Here is a 20,339-nt window from a genome sequence, read left to right on the forward strand (position 1 = left end):
ATAGAAGAAATGGCATTAAGCAATATAAAAAGAGTAAAATCAAGCGAGATTGAGTTAAAAGATCGCTTAGTAAGTATCCAACGTGTAGCTAAAGTTACTAAAGGTGGTCGTACTTTCAGTTTCTCTGCAATCGTTGTTGTAGGGGATGAAAACGGTATCGTTGGTTTCGGTTTAGGTAAAGCGAAAGAGGTTACTGAAGCTATTACAAAAGGAATTGACGACGCTAAGAAAAACTTAGTTAAAGTTCCAATTATCAAAGGTACTGTTCCTCACTCTCAATATGGTAAATATTCAGGAGGTTCAGTTTTGATAAAACCAGCTATCGCAGGTACAGGAGTATTAGCAGGTGGTGCGATGCGTGCAGTATTAGAGTCTGCTGGTATCAAAGACGTATTAGCGAAGTCATTAGGTTCATCTAACCCACACAACGTGGTGAAGGCAACTATTGACGCTTTGGCTAATATGCGTGATGCATACACAGTAGCACAACACCGCGGTGTCGATTTAAACAAAGTATTTAACGGTTAATTATCATGGCAAAAATAAAAATCACCCAGATAAAGAGCGTTATCGACAGAAGCGAGCGCCAAAAGAAAACTATTGAGGCATTAGGTTTGAAAAAAATCAATCAATCAGTAGAAGTTGAAGCTACACCAGCTATTATTGGCATGGTAAGAAAAGTGAATCACTTAGTAGCTATCGAGACTATTTAATAGTAGCATATGGAAAAGACTCTAGAGTCTTTTCCATTACTTGTTATTAATCAATTTTTTAATCGTTAGGACCTGTTTAGTGAAAGCGAAGGCCTAACACAATTTAGTTTTAAAATGAACTTAAGTAATTTAAGACCTGCAAAAGGTTCGGTAAAAAATCGTAAACGTATTGGTCGTGGTACAGGTTCTGGTCGCGGTGGTACATCTACGCGTGGTCACAAAGGAGCTGGCTCTCGTTCTGGTAACAGTACGAAAATCGGTTTTGAAGGTGGTCAAATGCCTTTGCAACGTCGTGTTCCTAAATTTGGTTTCAAAAACTTAAATCGCGTTGAGTATAATGGTGTAAACTTAGATGCTCTACAAGAATTGGTTGAGAAACATAATTTAACTGTTGTAAACTTAGAAGAATTAGTTGCTCATGGTTTAGTAGCTAAAAAAGACAAAGTAAAAATCTTAGGTCGTGGAGAGTTGAAAGCTAAAGTTGAAGTAACAGCGCATGCGTTCTCGGCTTCTGCTCAACAAGCTATTGAAGCAGCAGGCGGTTCTATTGTTAAACTTTAATAAATGAAGAAACTAATCACAACCTTAACCAATATTTGGAAAATTGACGATTTACGTACACGTATCTTGAATACGCTACTATTTCTTCTAATTTACCGTATTGGGTGTCATATCGTATTGCCAGGAGTTAATCCTCAAGCTTTGGCCTCTGGTCAAAAAGAAGGATTACTTGGTTTGCTAGATATGTTTGCCGGGGGCTCGTTCTCTCGTTCAGCTATCTTTGCATTAGGGGTAATGCCTTATATTTCGGCATCCATTGTTGTTCAGTTATTGGGCATCGCGGTTCCTTATTTCCAAAAAATGCAGAAAGAGGGTGAAAGTGGTCGTACTAAAATGAATCAAATTACTCGCTATCTTACGTTAGCGATCACTTTGCTTCAAGCTTTTGCATATGTTAGGACTCAGATTGAGCCTGCTGCAAAAACTTTAGCGGACCCTATGTTCACAATTCTTACTGCAATAGTTTTGACAGCGGGTACTTTGTTTGTAATGTGGCTAGGTGAAAAAATTACTGATAAAGGTATTGGTAATGGTATTTCCTTAATCATTATGACTGGTATTATCGCACAATTGCCAAGTGGTATTACCGCGGAGTGGGTGTCACGTATGAGTAAAGGTGGTGGTGGACCAATTCCATTGTTACTGGAATTTTTAGCTTTATTCTTTGTTGTTGTATTTACGATTTTAATCGTACAAGGTGTACGTAAAATCCCTGTTCAATATGCGAAGAAAATAGTTGGAAATAAACAAGTTGGTGGTGTTAGACAGTATATTCCATTAAAGGTAAATGCTGCGGGTGTAATGCCGATCATTTTTGCACAGGCCATTATGTTTGTGCCAATGAGTTTAGGACAATTTTTTCCTAATCTTCAGTCAGATTTCTTGACGTCTTTGAGTAACTATACTTCTGTTGCGTATAATGTAACTTTTGCAGTATTAATTATTGCATTTACATTCTTTTATACAGCTATTATGGTGAATCCTCAGCAGATGTCTGATGATATGAAGAAGAATGGTGGATTTGTTCCAGGTATTAAACCAGGTCTAGAAACAAGTAACTTTATTGATCGTGTGATTTCAAACATCACATTCCCTGGTGCAATTTTCCTAGCGATTATTGCTATATTACCTGCTATTGCAAGTTTATTCGGTATTAATAATCAATTTGCGCACTTCTATGGAGGTACGTCTTTATTGATTTTGGTAGGTGTTGTGTTGGATACTTTGCAACAAATTGAAAGCCACTTATTGATGCGTCATTATGATGGATTAATGAAAACTGGACGTATTAAGGGTAGAACCCCTGCGTCGGTTGAGGGTGTAGATCAGTCGGCAATTTAAATTCTTTAGATGTCTAAAGTATATTATAAATCAGAGGAAGATATAGAGCAAGTGCGTTTGTCAGCAAATGTACTTTCCCACTTGCTTGGTGAAGTTGCTAAGGTTATTAAACCTGGCATTACCACTTTATCTCTTGATAAGTTAGCTTACGAGTTTATCCATGATAATGGTGGAACGCCAGCGTTTCTTAATTATCATGGATTTCCATACTCACTTTGTATTTCTGTCAATGACCAGATTGTTCACGGATTTCCTAGTGACTATATAATCAAAGATGGAGACTTAGTTTCTGTAGATGGTGGGGTTAACCTGAACGGTTTTATTAGTGATTCTGCATATACCTTTGGTGTAGGTAATGTCACTGAAGAAGCACAGTTGTTACTTGATGTAACAAAAGAATCTATGTATAAAGGCATAGAACAAGCTGTTGCTGGAAAGCGCGTAGGTGATATTGGTTCTGCCATTCAAGAACATGTTTCTAAATATGGTTTTGGTATTGTACGAGAATTGGTCGGACATGGTGTGGGTTATCATTTACATGAAAAACCTGAAGTTCCTAATTACGGTAAACGTGGCTCAGGAGCTAAACTAGAGTCTGGATTAGTTATTTGTATAGAACCGATGATTAACGCAGGAAAAGCAGGCGTGAAGTTTTGGGATGATGGATGGACAGTAAGTACTGTTGATGGTAAACTGTCGGCGCACTTCGAACAGATGGTCGCAATTCGTAAAGGCGAGCCCGATGTGCTGTTGACATTTGAACACGTGGAGAAAGTTTTAGGTGAAAAATAATTGATTTTCAATTATTTTATATATCTTTGCACTCCTGTTTGCAGGCTATTTAACAAAATAATAATCAAGAATATATGGCTAAACAAGCCTCAATTGAACAAGATGGAATAATTAGAGAGGCACTTTCTAATGCTATGTTTAGGGTAGAATTGGAAAATGGGCATGAAATTATTGCTCATATTTCTGGTAAAATGCGCATGCACTATATCAAAATTTTGCCTGGGGATAAAGTTAAATTAGAAATGTCTCCTTATGATTTGACTAAAGGACGTATTACATACCGTTATAAGTAACGGTCTGATAGTCTGATAGTGCAAGCTTTTGAAAATAATAAAATCATGAAAGTAAGAGCATCAATAAAAAAACGTAGCGCTGATTGTAAGATCATTCGTCGCAAAGGAAAAGTTTTTGTAATCAACAAAAAGAACCCTAAGTACAAACAACGTCAGGGTTAATTAATTAAAAATAATCGCTAAACATATATGGCAAGGATAGCAGGTATTGACTTACCTAAAAACAAAAGGGGTGTTATCGGCCTTACCTACATTTTTGGTATCGGTCGAACAACAGCGGAGCTTATCTTAGATAAGGCGGGAATCAGTCAGGACGTTAAAGTTCAAGATTGGAATGATGAACAATTAGCGGCAATCCGTACATTAATTTCTGAGGAGATTAAAGTAGAGGGTGCTTTACGTTCAGAGATTCAGCTGAATATTAAACGATTAATGGATATCGGTTGTTACCGTGGATTACGTCATCGTAAGCATTTACCAGTTCGTGGTCAACGCACTAAAAACAACTCTCGTACTCGTAAGGGTAAACGTAAGACAGTTGCAAACAAGAAAAAGGCTACTAAATAAAAATTAAGAAATGGCTAAAACTAAAAAAGCTGCAAAAAAACGTATTGTTGTAATTGAGCCTGTTGGTCAGGCGCACATCAATGCTACGTTTAATAATATCATTGTAACTTTGACTAATAATCAAGGTCAAACTATTTCTTGGTCAAGTGCTGGGAAAATGGGTTTTAGAGGGTCTAAAAAGAATACACCGTACGCAGCAGGACAGGCAGCTAATGACTGTGGTAAAGTTGCATACGATTTAGGACTACGTAAAGTAGAAGTATTCGTAAAAGGACCTGGTGCTGGACGTGAGTCGGCTATCAGAACATTACAAACTGTTGGAATTGATGTGACTACTATTAAAGATATCACTCCACTTCCTCACAACGGTTGTCGTCCTCCAAAACGTAGAAGAGTTTAATTAGGTTAAAGATAAGATTCATTAGCTATAGGCTAATAGATACTTTAAGAAAAAAAAATGGCTAGATATACAGGACCTAAGTCCAAAATTGCCCGTAAATTTAGGGAGCCGATTTTCGGCCCAGATAAAGCGTTAGAGAAAAAGAATTATCCTCCTGGACAACATGGAGCATCTAAACGCAGAGGTAAACAATCTGAATACGCTATTCAGTTGTTAGAAAAGCAAAAAGCAAAATACACTTACGGGGTGTTAGAGCGTCAATTCGCTAATTTGTTTGTTAAAGCTGCCTCAAAACAAGGTATTACAGGGGAGATTTTCTTGAAATTACTAGAAGCTCGTTTAGATAACACGGTTTACCGTTTAGGTATTGCCCCTACTCGTTCTGCTGCTCGTCAGTTAGTATCGCACAAACACATTACTGTTAACGGAGATTTAGTTAACATTCCATCATATAGCTTACGTCCAGGTGATGTAATCGCTGTTCGTGAGCGTTCTCAATCACTTGAAACAATCACTGATTCAGTTTCTGGTAGAATTATCAACAAACACTCGTGGTTGGAGTGGGATGCAAAAGAACTTAAAGGTACTTTCTTAAGTTACCCAGAAAGATCTGACATTCCTGAGAACATTAAAGAGAACTTAATCGTAGAGTTATACTCTAAATAATAAATAAAGTAGATATATGCATAGTCCAAACTGGATTATGCATATTCTATTGTATTGCAAGTATTATTACAAAAACTTTAAAAAGAAATAAATGGCAATTTTAGCATTTCAAAGACCGGATAAAGTTATCATGCAAAAATCTACAGATTTTGATGGTACGTTCGAATTTCGTCCATTGGAGCCTGGTTTTGGTGTAACCATTGGTAATGCTTTGCGCCGTATTTTATTGTCCTCATTAGAAGGATATGCAATTACGTCGATAAGGTTTTCAGGCGTTTCGCACGAATTTTCAACTATCAAAGGTGTAGTTGAAGACGTTACGGAGATCATTTTGAATTTGAAACAAGTTCGTTTTCAAAAGACTGGTGATCAAGGTGATAGCGAAAAGATATTTGTAGTAATCAATGGTCAAGAGCACTTCTCAGCTGGTGATATCACAAAATTCTCAAACAACTTTACAGTATTAAATCCTGATTTAGTTATCTGTAATATGGATAGCTCGGTTACAATTGAAGTAGAATTGAGCGTAGCTAAAGGTCGTGGTTATGTAAATGCTGATGAGAATAAAGTCGTTGATGGTCCTGTAGGATTAATCGCGATTGATTCGATCTTTACTCCGATTAAGAATGTTAAATTTACCATTGAGAACTACCGTGTAGAACAAAAAACTGACTACGAGAAATTGTTGTTAGATATCTCTACTGATGGTTCTATTCATCCAGAAGAAGCTTTAAAAGAAGCTGCTAAGATCCTTATTCAACACTTTATCTTATTCTCTGATGAGAATATGCTTCTAGAGTCTCAGACTAAAGAGGAAACAAAGGTAGTTGATGAAGAAATTTTACATATGCGTAAGATTTTGAAAATGGAATTAGTAGATCTAGATCTTTCAGTTCGTGCATTGAACTGTCTGAAAGCTGCTGATATTCGTTCATTATCTGAACTAGTTACTTATGACGTAGCAGATATGTTGAAATTCAGAAACTTCGGTAAAAAATCATTAAGCGAAATTCAAGAATTGGTTAAATCGAAAGGTTTATCATTCGGAATGAACTTGTCTAAATATAAATTAGACGAAGAATAATATATTAAGTAAGCTACTTGTATGTAATTCCCTCTGTGAAGAGACGGTACATACATTAAATTTAAATCAAAATGAGACACGGAAAAAAAGTAAATCACTTAGGCCGTACTGACAGCCATAGAAAGGCAATGTTAGCTAACATGGCAACGTCATTAGTAAAACATAAACGTATTATAACTACTTTAGCGAAAGCTAAAGCTTTACGTAAATATGTTGAGCCATTGATTACTAAATCTAAAACTGATACGACTCACTCTCGTCGTACTGTTTTCTCTTACTTAAAAGACAAAGAGGCTATTACAATCTTATTCCGTGAAATTTCGGAAAAAGTAGCTAATCGTCCAGGTGGGTATACTCGTATTATCAAAATGGAAAATCGTTTAGGTGATAATGCTGAAATGGCATTCATTGAATTGGTTGACTATAATGAAATTTACGGTGGAAAAGCTGCTACAGAGAAAAAAGTAACGCGTCGTCGTGGTACTTCTAAAAAGAAAGCTGAAGAAACTGAAGATGCTAAGGCGGAAACAGAAACCACTGCTACTACTGAAGAAGAAAACAAAGACTAGTATCTTTAACTTTATTAGATATAAAGCCTATCATGAAAATGATAGGCTTTTTTATTTTTGACTGATTTTTAGGAAGACTTAGCTATATTTGCAAAGCATATCGGACTTATATTTCTCATTTAATTATTTATCATTGTCAATGGACTTATTTAACGTTTATCCCATTAATCCAATTAATATAGTAAGAGCTAAAGGCTCGACGGTTTGGGATGCCGAAGGAAATGCCTACTTGGATTTATATGGTGGTCATGCCGTGATTTCAATCGGTCATACACATCCACATTATGTTCAAAGGCTGAAAGATCAATTGGACCGTATTGGTTTTTATTCTAATTCAGTCGAGATTCCTATCCAGCGTGAATTAGCTCGATTGTTAGGTGAGATTTCTGGAAAAGAGAATTTTCATTTGTTTTTATGTAATTCCGGTGCCGAAGCAAACGAAAATGCTTTAAAATTAGCGTCGTTTCATAATAAAAGGAAAAAAATCATTTCTTTTTCAAAAGCCTTTCACGGGCGTACTTCTTTAGCAGTTGCTTGTACTGACAATCCTGCCATTATTGCTCCTGTGAACGAGAATAGTGATGTTGTATTTTTGCCTTTCAATGATGAAGAGGCTCTTCTTAAAGCTTTTAAATCTTATGGAGATGATATTTCATCGGTAATTATCGAGGGAATACAAGGTGTTGGTGGTATTCGTGAGGCGTCTGTCGCGTTTCTTAAATTAATTCGTTCTCTTTGTAATCAGTATGATGCAGTCTTTATTGCTGATTCTGTTCAATGTGGGTATGGACGTTCGGGTCTATTTTATTCCCATGACTATGCTGGAATCTCAGCAGATATTTATACTATGGCCAAAGGTATGGGTAACGGTTTCCCTATAGGTGCAATTAGTATAGCTCCAAAGTTTGTTGCCACTTTTGGAATGTTGGGTACTACTTTTGGGGGTAATCACTTGGCTTGTGCTGCCGCGGTCTCAGTTTTAGAAGTTATAAAACAAGAAAATTTAATTCAAAATGCCGCAGTAATGGGCTCATATTTAATTGAAGAATTGAAGAAATTTGATGAAGTCATCGATGTGCGAGGTAGAGGATTAATGATTGGCATTGATTTGCCAGCTGAATTAGCGCATGTAAAGAAAGATTTGCTTAATAAGAGTAAGATATTTACTGGAGAGGCTAAGCCTTCTGTAATCCGATTATTACCTGCTTTAAATATAACTAAGGAAGTTGCGGATCAGTTTTTAACCGCTTTTGCCGAAAGATTAAAAGATTAGCTTTGAATAATATATAGATATGAAAAAGTTTTTTTCAGTTAAGGATGTCGCCTCTGTTAGCGAGGTGGTAAATGAAGCTTTGGAACAGAAAGCTAATCCATATGCTCTGGAAAGTTTAGGAAAACATAAAACTTTGGGTTTAGTTTTCTTAAATCCAAGTTTGAGAACTCGTTTAAGTACTCAAAAAGCAGCTATGAATTTAGGCATGAATGTTATGGTCATGAATATGGATAAAGATGGCTGGGCTTTAGAAACTCAAGATGGTGTTGTGATGAATGGAACTACTGTAGAACACATTCGTGAAGCTGCTGCCGTTATGGGTGAATATTGTGACATTTTAGGCCTACGTTCTTTTCCAAAACTAAAAGATAGAGAGGAAGATTATTCAGAAGATTTATTTAATAAATTTATTGAATATTGCGGAGTTCCAGTAGTATCCTTAGAAAGTGCTACTCGCCACCCTTTACAAAGTTTGACAGATTTAATCACAATAACCGAATACAAAAATAGTAAAAAACCCAAGGTTGTACTAGTATGGGCTCCTCATGTGAAAGCATTGCCACAAGCAGTTCCTAATTCATTTTCGGAATGGATGTGTCAGGCTCAAGTGGAGGGTCTAGTTGAATTTACAATTGCTCATCCGAAGGGATATCAGTTGTCTGAAGAATTTACGAATGGTGCAAATATTTCCAATAATTTGGAAGAAAGTATTAAAGACGCAGATTTCTTATATGTGAAAAATTGGTCTTCTTATGAGCAATATGGTCAAGTTTTTCCTGTTACTGAAAATTGGATGATGGATAATCAAAAATTGGCACTTACTAACAATGCAAAGGTTATGCACTGTCTGCCTGTTAGAAGAGATTTGGAGTTGTCTGCAGAAATATTGGATGGTCCTAATTCATTAGTAATTAAAGAAGCAGGTAATCGTGTTTGGGCAGCTCAAGTAGTATTAAAACGTATGCTGGAAAGTTTAGCTAAATAAGGATAAGCTTTAAAATATATTATTTTGGAAGATTTAGAGAGAAAGATGTCAAATAGTGGCCTGAATATTATAAAAATTGGTGGAAATATTATTGACGATGAACAATTATTAAATTCATTTTTGGAGAAATTTGCAGCTTTGCCAGGTAAGAAAATTTTGGTTCATGGTGGGGGTAAGATAGCTACTCGTTTGGCATCAGATTTGGGTGTCGAAGCAAAGATGATTGAGGGTAGACGAATTACAGATGAAGCGATGTTGCGTATTGTTACAATGGTTTATGCTGGTTTAACAAATAAGACTATTGTAGCTAAACTTCAGGTGTTACAATGTGATGCGATTGGTTTAAGTGGTGCTGATGGTGGAACCATTAAGGCCATAAAGCGACCTGTTAGAGATATCGATTATGGTTTTGTTGGAGATATATTACATGACTCCGTTAATACTGCCTCTATAAAGAAATTCCTGGAAGCGGGTTTTGTGCCTGTGTTTTCAGCGATTACACATAATGGGTTAGGTCAATTATTGAACACTAATGCGGATACAATTGCTTCGGCACTAGCAGTTGGATTGTCTTCATTGTACGATACTTCTTTAGTTTACTGTTTTGAAAAAAATGGGGTATTGAAAGATGTTAATGATGAACAATCTGTCATTAATTCTATTCATGCCGATGAATTTTCCAAATTGAAAGAAGATGGTATAATCCACGACGGAATGGTGCCAAAATTGCAAAATGCTTTTGATGCTATTCAAAAAGGTGTTCGGAATGTGTATATTGGTCATGCCAATAATTTGCATTTGTTCCAACAAGGGCAATTTGGCACTTGTTTAACCTTAAAATAGAACTTATAATCATGAAAAGAATCACCATTATCGGGACAGGTAATATTGGTTTATCGCTTGCGAAAGGGTTAGTTAAGAAACAATTTTGTCCTGCAGACCAAATTACTTTGACAAGAAGGAATGTCAAGGCCTTATACGCTGAAAGTCAGGAAGGGTTTATTGTTACAGACAATAACTTACTGGCGGTAAAAGAAGCTGATATTATTGTTTTTGCAATTTTGCCTCAACAGTTACGTAAGGTTTTAGAAGAAATTGCTCCGATAGTTAGAAATTCTAATCAGGTTTTTGTTTCGGTTGTGTCTGGAGTAAGTTGTGCAGATATAAAAGCAGTATTAGGAACGGATACAGCAGTTGTGAGAGCAATGCCAAATACCGCAATTGCGATCGGACAGTCGATGACATGTGTAGCAAGTGACGATGCATCTAGTGATGTTGTTAGGGCTGTTGAGGCTATGTTTGAAACTGTTGGTGCCGTTGTGGTTATTAATGAGGATTTAATGACTTCTGCCACAGCGTTGTGTGCTTGTGGAATCGCTTTTTTTTTAAGAGCAATTCGTGCAGCTTCGCAAGGCGGTGTAGAAATTGGTTTTCATGCCCATGACGCGTTAAAAATGGCAATTCAAACTGCTAAAGGTGCGGCAGATTTATTGTTACAGACTCAAAGCCATCCAGAAAGTGAAATTGATAAAGTTACTTCTCCAAAGGGCTGTACAATTGCTGGTTTGAATGAAATGGAGCACAATGGGTTTAGTTCTGCTTTTATAAAAGGGATTAAGCTATCTGCTTGTAAAGCTGGAGGTTTATATAATGAATAAACGAATTCAATTATTTGAAGAGAGTTTAACATTGCTAAAATCAATGGTTAGTATTCCCTCATTTAGTCGAGAGGAGAGTGGGACAGCAGCCCTTATTGTTCAATTTTTTGATAATAAGGGTATTAAATCCTATCGTAAAGGAAATAATGTTTGGGCGTACAATAAATATTATGATGCTCAAAAACCTACTATTTTATTGAATTCTCATCATGATACTGTAAAACCGAATACGGGATATTTAAAGGATCCATATTCAGCAGACATTGTAGAGGGTAAGCTTTTTGGTTTAGGGAGTAATGACGCAGGTGGGTGTTTGGTTTCGTTAATTGCTGTATTTCTCCATTTTTATGATAATAAAAATTTAAAATATAATTTTTGTTTAGCCGCTAGTGCTGAAGAAGAAGTTTCTGGAAGTAATGGTATTGAATCAATTATATCAGAATTAGGTTCTTTAGATTTTGCTATTGTTGGAGAACCTACATTAATGGATCTTGCTATTTCCGAGAAGGGCTTAATGGTACTAGATTGTACTGCACATGGACAGGCAGGGCACGCAGCTCGGGAAGAAGGAGAAAATGCATTATATAAAGCAATCGAAGATATCAACTGGTTTAAATCATATCAGTTTGATCGGGTATCTAAAAAGCTAGGGCCTATAAAAATGTCAGTTACAATGATACAATGTGGTGCGCAACATAATGTCGTACCTGCAACCTGTGATTTTGTGGTAGACGTTAGGACAACAGATGCTTATTCTAATGAAGAAACGTTGAATATTATTAAGAATAGTGTTCAATCAGAAATCAAGGCCCGTTCAACGCGGTTAAGCTCTTCCTCTATACCTGAAAATCACCCTTTAGTTCTTTCGGGTTTGAGTCTTGGCAAAAAGACTTATGGGTCGCCCACTATGAGCGATCAAGCTTTGCTAAGAATCCCCTCTGTGAAAATGGGTCCCGGATTTTCGGGACGAAGTCATATGGCGGATGAATTTATATATGTTGATGAAATTAAAAATGGAATAGATGAATATATCGCTATTTTGGAAAAAATATTATAATGAATAAAAAAGGCACAAATTAATTTGTGCCTTTTTTATTCATTTTATATTAGACTAATTTGTCGTTTTATGCTTTCTTCCAATGATATAATTGTCTCGGTACGTTGAATTCCTTGAACTGACTGAATATCCTCATTCAGAACTTTACGTAGATGTACAGTGTCTCGGCAGATTATTTTCGCAAAAATACTGTATTGCCCTGTGCAATAATGCAACTCAACGACTTCTTTGATTTCTTTTAATTGTGCTACAGCATCTGAATATTGAGAACCTTTTTCTAAATATATACCTAAGAATGCAGTAATGTCAAAGCCTACTTTTTGAGGATTTATAATTAAATTGGATCCTTTAATTATACCTAATTCTTCCATTTTCTTCATTCGAACATGGATAGTTCCACCAGATACAATTAATTTTTTTGCTATTTCTGTGTAAGGAATAGACGCATCATTCATCAAAATTGATAATATCTGAATATCAAGATTGTCTAAATCGTAATTAGAATAGTTGTTTTCCATTAAAAGTGCTGTTTTTAATTAAATTAATCTGTTTGTATGTTGTATTTATAAATACAACATACAAACAGATTAAAATTTTAAATTTTTCAAAAATACTAAGTTTTGTTGGTTTATGTCTGTAAATTTAGTAAAAATTTAATAGACATATTGTTAATGTGATATTTAAATAACAATTTTAGTATTAATTTAAACTTTGACTTACTTTGTCCCAATAAAACGAAATTTATGGAAATAGAAGATGTGAGAATTTCGAGAAAGAAACCAATATTTGCTGTTGGAGATGGTTTACATAAATATTTGCGCATGTATCAGCGAGATGCAAAATTTCCTATTACATATAAAGATCTTCTCACTTTTACAGAGACTATACCTGTACTAGATAAGTATGGCAATGATACTTATTGGGAAACACCATTATACCCACCCTATCTAATCGATAATCTTTATGAAGGTTTAAAGATTATTTATGCAAAATTGAAAGCATCTGGCAATACCCGTATCGTACAGCATAAATATATTGACCGTGTTGAGTATTGTGCCTTTGGTAATACGCGGCCGTTTCGAATTCGTATTGTAAATCGCCTTAATGATGTATACGATTATTTCTATATCAAGCAGGCGGATGCTTCAAGAATTTATGGCTTGGAGTTAGAGGAAATTTTATCGCCAAATCAGGTAAACTATATGGTCGACAATGAAACACTCGTTGAAGAACATATTGTCGGGATTCCTGGTGATACTTTTGCTAAACAGCGTATGTATACGCCGGATTATAACCTTACTAGGATTTCGAAGGAATTTGTCAAATTTAATGAACGTTGCATTATCACTCTTTTGGGAGACATGCGCGCATATAATTTTGTGGTTCAAATAACCCCTGACTTTGATGATTTTCAGTTTCGAATTCGTGCGATTGATTTTGATCAGCAGTTTTATGAGGGTAACCCTAAAGTTTATATGCCACAATTTTTCAAAGAGAATTTTCCCTATGTTAAGCTTTCTATGGAACATTTGACAGAAAAAACGGTGTTACAGTATCAACAAGAAGAACGATCATCGATAGTACACCGTGTTAGAAGTGAAAGACATCGTATTGCAGATTTGCGCGATGCCTCAAAAACTCAGCAATTATCGACGGAGGCTAACATTAAGCAATTGCGTGAAGCCTACGCTATTTCGACGGCAAATCTGCAATATTTAAAGTGTAAAACAATGACAGATATTGTTGAATTGAACGTGAAGAATGTAATCAGGCAAGTACAGCTTTAGCACTTATTTGACCCTTTTTTCGTTGTCTTTAACAAATGCGCTCCAACCGCTGTAGCTTTTACTAGATCCTGAGGTAGCATTTTTTTGGAAGGAATGGCATACAGCGACAGCTAATCCATCTGTTGCATCAAGGAATTCAGGACTTTCATTAAACTTTAATAAAGATTTTAGCATACCGGCAACTTGCTCTTTCGTAGCATTTCCATTTCCGGTAACAGATTGCTTTATTTTTCTTGGAGCGTATTCATATATTGGAATATCAAAATTTAATGCGGCAGCCATTGCAACCCCCTGTGCTCTTCCTAATTTGAGCATAACTTGGATGTTTTTTCCATAGAAAGGTGCTTCTAGGGCAACACTGTCGGGCTTGTACTCTTCTATTAGTGCAGTGGTTTTCTTAAATATGCGTTGAAGTTTTAGTGCGTGATCGTCAAGATGTCCCATTTTTATAACACCCATTGTAATTAGGCTGATATTGTTACCTTGTTCACGAATAAGCCCATAACCTAATACTACTGTACCAGGGTCGATACCTAAAATAATTCTTTCTTTCGCTTTCTCCTTCTGCATGTGCAATATTACATTTTTTATTCGATATGGATATGTAGTCAGGTATTAAAGGATGCTATTATTGCCATAAAATAGCTTTAGCTTTGATTAAAATTTAGTAACATTGTGTCCAAAATTGAGGAATGTTGACAAAAGCTCAAAAGAAGTATGTAGGTGTATTGATTAAGATAGCTGTTTTGGCTTTTGCTGGCTGGTATATTTACCAACAGCTGTCTGATCCCAAGAATCTACTTAAATTTAAAACATTAATTTCAGGAATTGATCCCCATTTTTTTTGGCTAACATTTGCTTTGATAGTTTTATTAATGTTTGCCAATTGGATGCTAGAAGTGATAAAATGGCAGTATCTAGTTGTAAGGATTGAAAAAATATCTTTTGGCAAAGCTTTTCAATCTGTGTTTAGTGGATTGACTTGGGCAATCTTCACTCCAAATAGAATTGGTGAATATGGTGGTCGTGTTTTGTTTCTAAAACCTGAAAACCGAGCTAGTGGAGCCGTAGCTATGGGTGTTGGATTATTTGCTCAGTTGGTATTAACGAGTATTGCAGGTGCATTGAGCATAGCTTGGTTTGCTTGCACATATTTAGATACACCAGTTTCCATTGAATTTGGTATATGGCTATTAGCTATTATTTATGCTACGGGCTTTTTAGTACTCTATTTTAATGTAAATTGGATCGATACCTTGGTCGGAAGAATTAAACTTTTGAATCGTATCAAACCTTTTTTTTCAATATTGGAAGAATATACCTTTAAAGAATTACTTGTTGTTATTTTGATATCACTAGCTCGTTTTATCATTTTTACTTCACAATATATTATTTTAATGATGGTTATTCTGCCTAATTTGCCAGTTATGGCAATGGTTTTGATGATATTTATACTTTTCTTTGTACAAGCGGCCTTACCGACATTGGATATTTTTGATTTTAGTGTTCGGAGCTTTGTTGCAGGAAATTTATATAGTTATATTACAAATCAAGAATTGGCAGTAATGGCGATTGTTTCTTGTATTTGGTTTGTTAATTTGATCCTGCCAGCAGTTTTAGGGTCTATTTTTGTTTTGAAAATAAATTTTTTCGGTGATTCTAAGTCTTAGCTCTTTAACAATAATATTGGCGGTTATATATATCGCCTTAGTGCTGTATATGCGTTTAGGTTGGTTTGAGATATCCTCTGTGATATCAAACTATCGACCTACGAAGCGCGTATCTGTTATCATAGCTGCTCGTAATGAAGAGTCGGGGATAGCACGTACGATTGAAGCTGTTCTTAATCAAAATTTTCCAATGGAATTGTTGGAGTTGATTATTATAGATGATCATTCGGCCGATCGTACCAGTGAAGTTATTACATCTTATGCCAATCGCGGAGTTAAATTGATTCAATTGAATGAGAGTAATAAATTAAATTCATATAAAAAATTAGCTATTGCAAAAGCGATAGGCTTAAGTACCGGAGAGATTATTGTAACAACAGATGCTGACTGTAGGATGGGAGAGAACTGGTTGAAGACGGTAATAAGTTATTTCGAAACACAAGATTTATTTCTATTATCATCACCAGTCATTTATTCAGAAGAGAAATCTTTTTTTGAGCGTCTGCAGACTCTTGAGTTCTTATATTTAATTGGTTTAGGAGCTGCCGGTATTGGCAACCGAAATCCAACAACCTGTAATGGTGCAAATTTGGCCTACCGTAAAGATATTTTCTATGAGATGGGCGGATTTTCTGGGATTGACGAATTGGCTTCTGGAGATGATGAATTATTTTTGCACAAAGTAGCTGAAAAATATGCTAATAAAATAGGTTTTTGTAAATCCACAGAAGCCATTGTTTATACCGATGCCAAACCAACCTTAAAGTCATTTCTTAGCCAGCGAAAACGTTGGGCTTCTAAAAGCACAAAATATAAAAATAAAGCAGTTGTATTATTAGGGATAACGATTTGGCTATTTAATTTCTGCATGCTTGCCTGTTTTTTGGGAGGCATATGCTACCACTATTCTTACCTGTTTACTTTCTTGGTGATTTTAGTCGTTAAGATATTTGTCGAATATGTATTTATACAACCTTTGACAAAATTTGCAGGGAGAGAAGAGTTAATTCGTTACTTACCTATCCTTTCCCTATTACATATTATTTATCTTGTGTACATTGGTATCTTGGGTAATATTGGTAAATACGATTGGAAAGGTAGACAGGTAAAGTAGTCTAATTATCTTCCACCTTTTTTCGAATCTTTTGTTCAGCTTCCAATACGATTTCCTCTAAACTTTTATTTGTCTTATCAATAGGGTCTAATACTTCCCAACTCATTTTTACAAAAGGAGTAAATGGAAATGAGCCATTCTTAGTCATTTCATACGAGCCCTTAATTGCTATTGGGACAATTAGTGCCTGTGGATTTTTCTTCAATAGAGTAGCGATTCCGCCGATATGAAAAGATTTCATTTTCCCATTCCTTGTTCTAGTCCCTTCTGGGAAAATAAAAGCAGACCAATTTTTTGTCTTCATATTATTCGCAAGCTTTAAAATTTCTCCTATTGATTGTTTTGAATCTTTACGGTCAATGTTAGCCGCGCCACCATGTTTTAAGTTGAAAGAAATACTTGGGATTCCCTTAGCTAATTCAATTTTGGAGATAAATTTACCATGGAATCTCCTTAGAAAGAAAATCATTGCTGGGATGTCAAATGAACTTTGATGATTGGCGACAAAAATTATAGGACGTCCACTTGGAATATTTTTATTATCAATAAAAGTGACACTATTTAGTAAAAGGCAATTACAATAGGTTAACAAAAAATTGAGAATATCTACACTTCTCTTATGTGCTTCATATCCTCCTAATTTTAAACTCAACCACTGAATTGGATGGAAGATTAAAAGGCACAAGCCAAAAAAGAAATAAAAAATGGGTGTCAGAATAAAGCCAATAATCTTCTTCATGTTTAAATCTAGTAATTATTTGCAGCAAATATAATTATTAATATACTTTACAAATAATTGATAGTGCATGTTTTTAATTTTATTCAATTTTACTTTCATAATATTGATATTCCTCTTAATAATATTTATATTTATAGTACTAATGAAAAGATTTCCAAATAAATGTCCGAGCTGTGATGCAAAATTAGAGGTCAGTAAATTAACCTGTACATCGTGTGATACCGAGGTGATTGGTAAATTTACGTTACCCATTTGGACGCAATTAACACTTGAAGAACAACAATTTGTTCTTCAATTTTTATTAAATTCAGGTAGTTTGAAAGAAATGGCAAATCAATTGGGTAAGAGCTATCCGACAGTAAGAAATAAATTAGATGACCTTATCGAAAAATTATTGAAATTTAAAAATATTAAATAATATGGATTTTCACGAAAAACAATCTTTTTGGAATTGGCTGCTCGTTATATTAATGATGATATTGTTTATATCTACATTAGATTTTGATTGGGAAGCAGTATTAAAAGGCAATCTAAAAGAAATCAGTATTAACCCTAGTTTTTGGATTATACTCACAATTACGGTTTTATTTTCTTTGGTTAGGTTAAGAACAACAATTGATAGAAACGGTATTACGGTCCAATTTTTCCCTTTTTTATTAAAAAGTAAATTAATCAAGTGGTCAGAGTTGGAACAAATTTATGTCAAGGATTATAATCCCATCGCAGATTATGGTGGTTGGGGGTATCGAAATGGAGGTGAAGGTAAGGCATATAATACAAAAGGTAATCAAGGCTTACAATTAATATTCAAGGACGGATCTAGACTATTAATTGGCACTCAAAAGAAGAAAGAATTAGGAAGTATAGTTAATAAGGTAAATCAAGAAATATTTCTAAAATGAAGATAAATAAAATCATCGTAAATCCATTTGATAATCTTTCCGAATCGAAATTGATTGTTATTGGTTTCATTTCATTTTTGATAGGGACTTTCGCAGCTTATTATCTAGGGGGGTCTTATCCTGGCTTAATAAGTTTCAAATCTAATTCAGCGACATTATTACAATTATTTTATCAAAATGTGATAGCAACGATTTTACTAACCCTAGTTTTATTTATTCTAGGAAAGATCTTGACTTCTCGCGTGAGATTAGTTGATATGTTTACAACTGTTTTGGTGGCTAGATCTGCTATCTATTTTATGGCATTACTAAACACTAATAAATGGCTGAATCCGATTGCTGATTTAATGACAAAAAATGCATTGGACCCACAAGCTGTAACCACCGTTGATAAAGGTGATTTGATTTTATTGTTTATAGGGGTGATTATTATATTATTACTAATTATTTACTTCTTTTATTTGCTGATTAAAGGTTTTCGTATTGCTATTAATAGTAAGAAAAATTATCATGGTTTACTGTTAATAATAATAGTTTTCTTATCAGAAGCGATTAGCGCAATTTTTATACCCTATTACATATGATGATTTTCAAAAAATTTATTTATATAATTCTTTTATTGTGCGGTTCTTTATCCTCTTTTTCACAAGAATTTTCGGGGAAATGGCAAGGTGACTTGAAAGTTGGTCATTCAAGTTTAGTTTTTGTAATTCATATTTCTCAAGAAAAGGGTGTATGGAAGGCAAGCGCAGATAGCCCAGATCAAGGAGCATTTGATATCCCTGCACAAGTGAACATAACAGGTAATGGTATTGAAGTTGTTATTGATGGGGGTATCCGCTATTTAGGAAAATTAGAGCGAGTAGATTTTATAGGTGGGGAGTTCCAGCAAGGGGCATTTAAAGTGAAATTGGATCTATTAAAGTTAGGGGATATTAACAAAGAAACAAAACGGGTTAGATCACAACGAGTCATTCCGCCTTATTCTTACGATACAGTTGATGTATTTTTTAAAAATAAGTATGATGATGTTCAATTGAGCGGAACTTTAACAACTCCTAAACAGAAAGGAAAATTTCCAGCGGTAATTTTGATTTCAGGGAGTGGGCCTCAAGATCGTAATGAATCCATGATGGGACACGAGCCCTTTCGTATTCTTTCTGATTATTTGACCAAAAATAATATAGTTGTATTGCGTTATGATGATCGAGGAGTCGGGAAATCGCAAGGAAATTTTATGAATGCAACAATTGAGAATTTTAGTAAAGATGCGATGGCAGGGATAGACCTCCTTAAAGGGAGACCAAACGTCGATATGAATAAGATTGGTATTATAGGTCATAGTGAAGGGGGATTGATTGCAGAACTGCTAGCTGGTCAAAAACTACCATCACTATCATATATTATATCATTAGCTGGCCCTGCAATAGCTATTGATTCATTAATGGTAGCGCAATTATACCGTATTGGTCAAGTTGCGGGAATGTCAGAGGAGGCCCTAAATCATGCGATGCAAATCAATAGAAAAAATTTTGAAATTGTCAAGAGTAATAAGCCATACCAAGAAGCGATGACAGCGATACTCGATAATATGAAAATTGATGCAACAAAATTAAACTCAGCTAATCAATTGGAACTCGAGACGCTTTTGTTGCCGTCATATCGGTATTTTATGCGTATTAATCCGATTCCATTTATTAAAAAGATTACGATTCCAGTATATGCGGCTTTTGGAAGCTTGGATGTACAAGTCCCTGCAAATGAAAATCTGAAAAGTCTGAAATCTAATCTACCTTTTAATCGTAAAACTATTTTAAAAGAATATGAAGGCTTGAACCATTTATTTCAAAAAGCGACAACTGGTGCTGTTTCCGAATATGCAGAAATTAGCGAAACCATGAATAATGAGTTGCTAGTTGACTTGGTAAAATGGATTCATACAGTCAACAAATAAGCTAATTATCCTTATTAATTTGTATTATTTAAGTGACAGCATTTCTATTTTATTAAAAATGCGATAACGTTGTAAATTGCTATTGAAGCTAATTGAGACGTGATATTGATATTTTATAATAGTAAATGCTCATAAAGGGGTGCCCACCTCTTTCGTTGGAATTCAAATAGGTTTATATCTTTGTTATTACACGCCATCATTATAATCATGATGG

The 20,339-nt window shown here is 35.0% G+C and carries 27 protein-coding genes; 24 read left to right on the forward strand and 3 right to left on the reverse strand.

Annotated elements, in window-relative coordinates; genetic code table 11:
- Nucleotides 1-9: 9 nt before the first annotated feature.
- The 17 genes from rpsE (at nucleotide 10) to KO02_RS02400 (ending at nucleotide 11,959) form a co-directional block, all read left to right on the forward strand.
- The gene (gene rpsE / locus KO02_RS02320) at nucleotides 10-528 is read left to right on the forward strand and encodes a 30S ribosomal protein S5 (protein WP_038695504.1); all 519 of its coding nucleotides are present in this window, start codon (nucleotides 10-12) and stop codon (nucleotides 526-528) included.
- A gap of 5 nt (nucleotides 529-533) precedes the next feature.
- Nucleotides 534-713, forward strand: a complete 180-nt coding sequence (gene rpmD, locus KO02_RS02325; RefSeq protein WP_038695506.1) for a 50S ribosomal protein L30 — start codon at nucleotides 534-536, stop codon at nucleotides 711-713.
- Between the two features lie 114 nt (nucleotides 714-827).
- Nucleotides 828-1,274 carry a 50S ribosomal protein L15 gene (gene rplO, locus KO02_RS02330; protein WP_038695508.1) on the forward strand — a complete coding sequence of 149 codons (447 nt, stop codon included), beginning with the start codon at nucleotides 828-830 and terminating at the stop codon, nucleotides 1,272-1,274.
- Nucleotides 1,275-1,277: 3 nt separating this feature from the next.
- Nucleotides 1,278-2,615: a preprotein translocase subunit SecY gene (gene secY, locus KO02_RS02335; protein ID WP_038695510.1), complete on the forward strand. Its 1,338-nt coding sequence runs from the start codon at nucleotides 1,278-1,280 to the stop codon at nucleotides 2,613-2,615.
- 9 nt (nucleotides 2,616-2,624) lie between these two features.
- Nucleotides 2,625-3,407 carry a type I methionyl aminopeptidase gene (gene map / locus KO02_RS02340; protein WP_038695513.1) on the forward strand — a complete coding sequence of 261 codons (783 nt, stop codon included), beginning with the start codon at nucleotides 2,625-2,627 and terminating at the stop codon, nucleotides 3,405-3,407.
- 74 nt (nucleotides 3,408-3,481) lie between these two features.
- Nucleotides 3,482-3,700 carry a translation initiation factor IF-1 gene (gene infA, locus KO02_RS02345; protein ID WP_002997456.1) on the forward strand — a complete coding sequence of 73 codons (219 nt, stop codon included), beginning with the start codon at nucleotides 3,482-3,484 and terminating at the stop codon, nucleotides 3,698-3,700.
- A gap of 45 nt (nucleotides 3,701-3,745) precedes the next feature.
- Nucleotides 3,746-3,862 carry a 50S ribosomal protein L36 gene (rpmJ, locus tag KO02_RS02350; RefSeq protein ID WP_038702005.1) on the forward strand — a complete coding sequence of 39 codons (117 nt, stop codon included), beginning with the start codon at nucleotides 3,746-3,748 and terminating at the stop codon, nucleotides 3,860-3,862.
- A 27-nt stretch (nucleotides 3,863-3,889) separates the two neighbouring features.
- Nucleotides 3,890-4,267 (forward strand): 30S ribosomal protein S13, encoded by a 378-nt coding sequence (gene rpsM / locus KO02_RS02355; protein ID WP_038695517.1) that lies wholly within the window; start codon nucleotides 3,890-3,892, stop codon nucleotides 4,265-4,267.
- A 10-nt stretch (nucleotides 4,268-4,277) separates the two neighbouring features.
- A complete protein-coding gene (rpsK, locus tag KO02_RS02360) occupies nucleotides 4,278-4,667 on the forward strand; it encodes a 30S ribosomal protein S11 (RefSeq protein WP_021190946.1) in 390 nt (129 codons plus the stop codon).
- 57 nt (nucleotides 4,668-4,724) lie between these two features.
- The gene (gene rpsD / locus KO02_RS02365) at nucleotides 4,725-5,333 is read left to right on the forward strand and encodes a 30S ribosomal protein S4 (protein ID WP_038695520.1); all 609 of its coding nucleotides are present in this window, start codon (nucleotides 4,725-4,727) and stop codon (nucleotides 5,331-5,333) included.
- Nucleotides 5,334-5,424: 91 nt separating this feature from the next.
- Nucleotides 5,425-6,417, forward strand: a complete 993-nt coding sequence (locus KO02_RS02370) for a DNA-directed RNA polymerase subunit alpha (protein ID WP_038695522.1) — start codon at nucleotides 5,425-5,427, stop codon at nucleotides 6,415-6,417.
- Between the two features lie 71 nt (nucleotides 6,418-6,488).
- Nucleotides 6,489-6,986 carry a 50S ribosomal protein L17 gene (rplQ, locus tag KO02_RS02375; RefSeq protein WP_038695524.1) on the forward strand — a complete coding sequence of 166 codons (498 nt, stop codon included), beginning with the start codon at nucleotides 6,489-6,491 and terminating at the stop codon, nucleotides 6,984-6,986.
- A gap of 139 nt (nucleotides 6,987-7,125) precedes the next feature.
- Nucleotides 7,126-8,259, forward strand: a complete 1,134-nt coding sequence (locus tag KO02_RS02380; protein ID WP_038695526.1) for an aspartate aminotransferase family protein — start codon at nucleotides 7,126-7,128, stop codon at nucleotides 8,257-8,259.
- 19 nt (nucleotides 8,260-8,278) lie between these two features.
- A complete protein-coding gene (locus KO02_RS02385) occupies nucleotides 8,279-9,244 on the forward strand; it encodes an acetylornithine carbamoyltransferase (RefSeq protein ID WP_038695528.1) in 966 nt (321 codons plus the stop codon).
- A 45-nt stretch (nucleotides 9,245-9,289) separates the two neighbouring features.
- A complete protein-coding gene (argB, locus tag KO02_RS02390) occupies nucleotides 9,290-10,087 on the forward strand; it encodes an acetylglutamate kinase (RefSeq protein WP_038695529.1) in 798 nt (265 codons plus the stop codon).
- Between the two features lie 11 nt (nucleotides 10,088-10,098).
- A complete protein-coding gene (gene proC, locus KO02_RS02395; protein WP_038695531.1) occupies nucleotides 10,099-10,902 on the forward strand; it encodes a pyrroline-5-carboxylate reductase in 804 nt (267 codons plus the stop codon).
- The gene (locus KO02_RS02400) at nucleotides 10,895-11,959 is read left to right on the forward strand and encodes a M20 family metallo-hydrolase (RefSeq protein ID WP_038695533.1); all 1,065 of its coding nucleotides are present in this window, start codon (nucleotides 10,895-10,897) and stop codon (nucleotides 11,957-11,959) included. Before proC ends, KO02_RS02400 begins: the two co-directional genes overlap by 8 nt.
- A gap of 44 nt (nucleotides 11,960-12,003) precedes the next feature.
- On the opposite strand, the gene KO02_RS02405 is transcribed toward KO02_RS02400, so the two are convergent.
- Entirely contained in the window at nucleotides 12,004-12,477 is a 474-nt protein-coding gene (locus tag KO02_RS02405; RefSeq protein ID WP_038695534.1) for an Lrp/AsnC ligand binding domain-containing protein, read from the reverse strand.
- 225 nt (nucleotides 12,478-12,702) lie between these two features.
- On the opposite strand from KO02_RS02405, the gene KO02_RS02410 reads away from it, so the two are divergent.
- Nucleotides 12,703-13,746, forward strand: a complete 1,044-nt coding sequence (locus KO02_RS02410) for a hypothetical protein (RefSeq protein WP_038695536.1) — start codon at nucleotides 12,703-12,705, stop codon at nucleotides 13,744-13,746.
- Nucleotides 13,747-13,749: 3 nt separating this feature from the next.
- On the opposite strand, the gene ruvC is transcribed toward KO02_RS02410, so the two are convergent.
- On the reverse strand, nucleotides 13,750-14,316 hold the full coding sequence (ruvC, locus tag KO02_RS02415) for a crossover junction endodeoxyribonuclease RuvC (RefSeq protein WP_038695538.1): 567 nt from the start codon (nucleotides 14,314-14,316) through the stop codon (nucleotides 13,750-13,752).
- Between the two features lie 122 nt (nucleotides 14,317-14,438).
- Here ruvC and KO02_RS02420 point away from each other — a divergent pair, with 122 nt between their 5' ends.
- Together KO02_RS02420 and KO02_RS02425 are read left to right on the forward strand one after the other, a co-directional pair.
- Nucleotides 14,439-15,416, forward strand: coding sequence for a lysylphosphatidylglycerol synthase domain-containing protein (locus KO02_RS02420; RefSeq protein ID WP_235212330.1), 978 nt, complete (start codon nucleotides 14,439-14,441; stop codon nucleotides 15,414-15,416).
- Between the two features lie 16 nt (nucleotides 15,417-15,432).
- Nucleotides 15,433-16,530 carry a glycosyltransferase family 2 protein gene (locus KO02_RS02425; protein ID WP_235212331.1) on the forward strand — a complete coding sequence of 366 codons (1,098 nt, stop codon included), beginning with the start codon at nucleotides 15,433-15,435 and terminating at the stop codon, nucleotides 16,528-16,530.
- A 1-nt stretch (nucleotide 16,531) separates the two neighbouring features.
- On the opposite strand, the gene KO02_RS02430 is transcribed toward KO02_RS02425, so the two are convergent.
- On the reverse strand, nucleotides 16,532-17,269 hold the full coding sequence (locus KO02_RS02430; protein WP_038695542.1) for a lysophospholipid acyltransferase family protein: 738 nt from the start codon (nucleotides 17,267-17,269) through the stop codon (nucleotides 16,532-16,534).
- A gap of 142 nt (nucleotides 17,270-17,411) precedes the next feature.
- Here KO02_RS02430 and KO02_RS02435 point away from each other — a divergent pair, with 142 nt between their 5' ends.
- From KO02_RS02435 to KO02_RS02450, 4 genes are read left to right on the forward strand one after another with little or no spacing between them, the layout of a single operon-like run.
- Nucleotides 17,412-17,687 (forward strand): DUF2089 family protein, encoded by a 276-nt coding sequence (locus KO02_RS02435; RefSeq protein ID WP_038695544.1) that lies wholly within the window; start codon nucleotides 17,412-17,414, stop codon nucleotides 17,685-17,687.
- 1 nt (nucleotide 17,688) lies between these two features.
- Nucleotides 17,689-18,171, forward strand: coding sequence for a hypothetical protein (locus KO02_RS02440; RefSeq protein WP_051959736.1), 483 nt, complete (start codon nucleotides 17,689-17,691; stop codon nucleotides 18,169-18,171).
- Nucleotides 18,168-18,755, forward strand: a complete 588-nt coding sequence (locus KO02_RS02445; protein ID WP_038695546.1) for a hypothetical protein — start codon at nucleotides 18,168-18,170, stop codon at nucleotides 18,753-18,755. Before KO02_RS02440 ends, KO02_RS02445 begins: the two co-directional genes overlap by 4 nt.
- Nucleotides 18,752-20,125 (forward strand): alpha/beta hydrolase family protein, encoded by a 1,374-nt coding sequence (locus tag KO02_RS02450; RefSeq protein WP_051959737.1) that lies wholly within the window; start codon nucleotides 18,752-18,754, stop codon nucleotides 20,123-20,125. The genes KO02_RS02445 and KO02_RS02450 overlap by 4 nt, the downstream gene beginning before the upstream one ends.
- The last annotated feature ends 214 nt before the right edge of the window (nucleotides 20,126-20,339 follow it).

The organism is Sphingobacterium sp. ML3W (assembly GCF_000747525.1).
Lineage (GTDB): Bacteria > Bacteroidota > Bacteroidia > Sphingobacteriales > Sphingobacteriaceae > Sphingobacterium.

Bases quoted from the DNA above. Each gene is read 5' to 3' on its own strand.
- rpsE (WP_038695504.1), top strand. From the start codon at position 10: ATGGCATTAAGCAATATAAAAAGAGTAAAATCAAGCGAGATTGAGTTA.
- rpmD (WP_038695506.1), top strand. From the start codon at position 534: ATGGCAAAAATAAAAATCACCCAGATAAAGAGCGTTATCGACAGAAGC.
- rplO (WP_038695508.1), top strand. From the start codon at position 828: ATGAACTTAAGTAATTTAAGACCTGCAAAAGGTTCGGTAAAAAATCGT.
- secY (WP_038695510.1), top strand. From the start codon at position 1,278: ATGAAGAAACTAATCACAACCTTAACCAATATTTGGAAAATTGACGAT.
- map (WP_038695513.1), top strand. From the start codon at position 2,625: ATGTCTAAAGTATATTATAAATCAGAGGAAGATATAGAGCAAGTGCGT.
- infA (WP_002997456.1), top strand. From the start codon at position 3,482: ATGGCTAAACAAGCCTCAATTGAACAAGATGGAATAATTAGAGAGGCA.
- rpmJ (WP_038702005.1), top strand. From the start codon at position 3,746: ATGAAAGTAAGAGCATCAATAAAAAAACGTAGCGCTGATTGTAAGATC.
- rpsM (WP_038695517.1), top strand. From the start codon at position 3,890: ATGGCAAGGATAGCAGGTATTGACTTACCTAAAAACAAAAGGGGTGTT.
- rpsK (WP_021190946.1), top strand. From the start codon at position 4,278: ATGGCTAAAACTAAAAAAGCTGCAAAAAAACGTATTGTTGTAATTGAG.
- rpsD (WP_038695520.1), top strand. From the start codon at position 4,725: ATGGCTAGATATACAGGACCTAAGTCCAAAATTGCCCGTAAATTTAGG.
- KO02_RS02370 (WP_038695522.1), top strand. From the start codon at position 5,425: ATGGCAATTTTAGCATTTCAAAGACCGGATAAAGTTATCATGCAAAAA.
- rplQ (WP_038695524.1), top strand. From the start codon at position 6,489: ATGAGACACGGAAAAAAAGTAAATCACTTAGGCCGTACTGACAGCCAT.
- KO02_RS02380 (WP_038695526.1), top strand. From the start codon at position 7,126: ATGGACTTATTTAACGTTTATCCCATTAATCCAATTAATATAGTAAGA.
- KO02_RS02385 (WP_038695528.1), top strand. From the start codon at position 8,279: ATGAAAAAGTTTTTTTCAGTTAAGGATGTCGCCTCTGTTAGCGAGGTG.
- argB (WP_038695529.1), top strand. From the start codon at position 9,290: ATGTCAAATAGTGGCCTGAATATTATAAAAATTGGTGGAAATATTATT.
- proC (WP_038695531.1), top strand. From the start codon at position 10,099: ATGAAAAGAATCACCATTATCGGGACAGGTAATATTGGTTTATCGCTT.
- KO02_RS02400 (WP_038695533.1), top strand. From the start codon at position 10,895: ATGAATAAACGAATTCAATTATTTGAAGAGAGTTTAACATTGCTAAAA.
- KO02_RS02405 (WP_038695534.1), bottom strand. From the start codon at position 12,477: ATGGAAAACAACTATTCTAATTACGATTTAGACAATCTTGATATTCAG.
- KO02_RS02410 (WP_038695536.1), top strand. From the start codon at position 12,703: ATGGAAATAGAAGATGTGAGAATTTCGAGAAAGAAACCAATATTTGCT.
- ruvC (WP_038695538.1), bottom strand. From the start codon at position 14,316: ATGCAGAAGGAGAAAGCGAAAGAAAGAATTATTTTAGGTATCGACCCT.
- KO02_RS02420 (WP_235212330.1), top strand. From the start codon at position 14,439: ATGTTGACAAAAGCTCAAAAGAAGTATGTAGGTGTATTGATTAAGATA.
- KO02_RS02430 (WP_038695542.1), bottom strand. From the start codon at position 17,269: ATGAAGAAGATTATTGGCTTTATTCTGACACCCATTTTTTATTTCTTT.
- KO02_RS02435 (WP_038695544.1), top strand. From the start codon at position 17,412: ATGAAAAGATTTCCAAATAAATGTCCGAGCTGTGATGCAAAATTAGAG.
- KO02_RS02440 (WP_051959736.1), top strand. From the start codon at position 17,689: ATGGATTTTCACGAAAAACAATCTTTTTGGAATTGGCTGCTCGTTATA.
- KO02_RS02445 (WP_038695546.1), top strand. From the start codon at position 18,168: ATGAAGATAAATAAAATCATCGTAAATCCATTTGATAATCTTTCCGAA.
- KO02_RS02450 (WP_051959737.1), top strand. From the start codon at position 18,752: ATGATGATTTTCAAAAAATTTATTTATATAATTCTTTTATTGTGCGGT.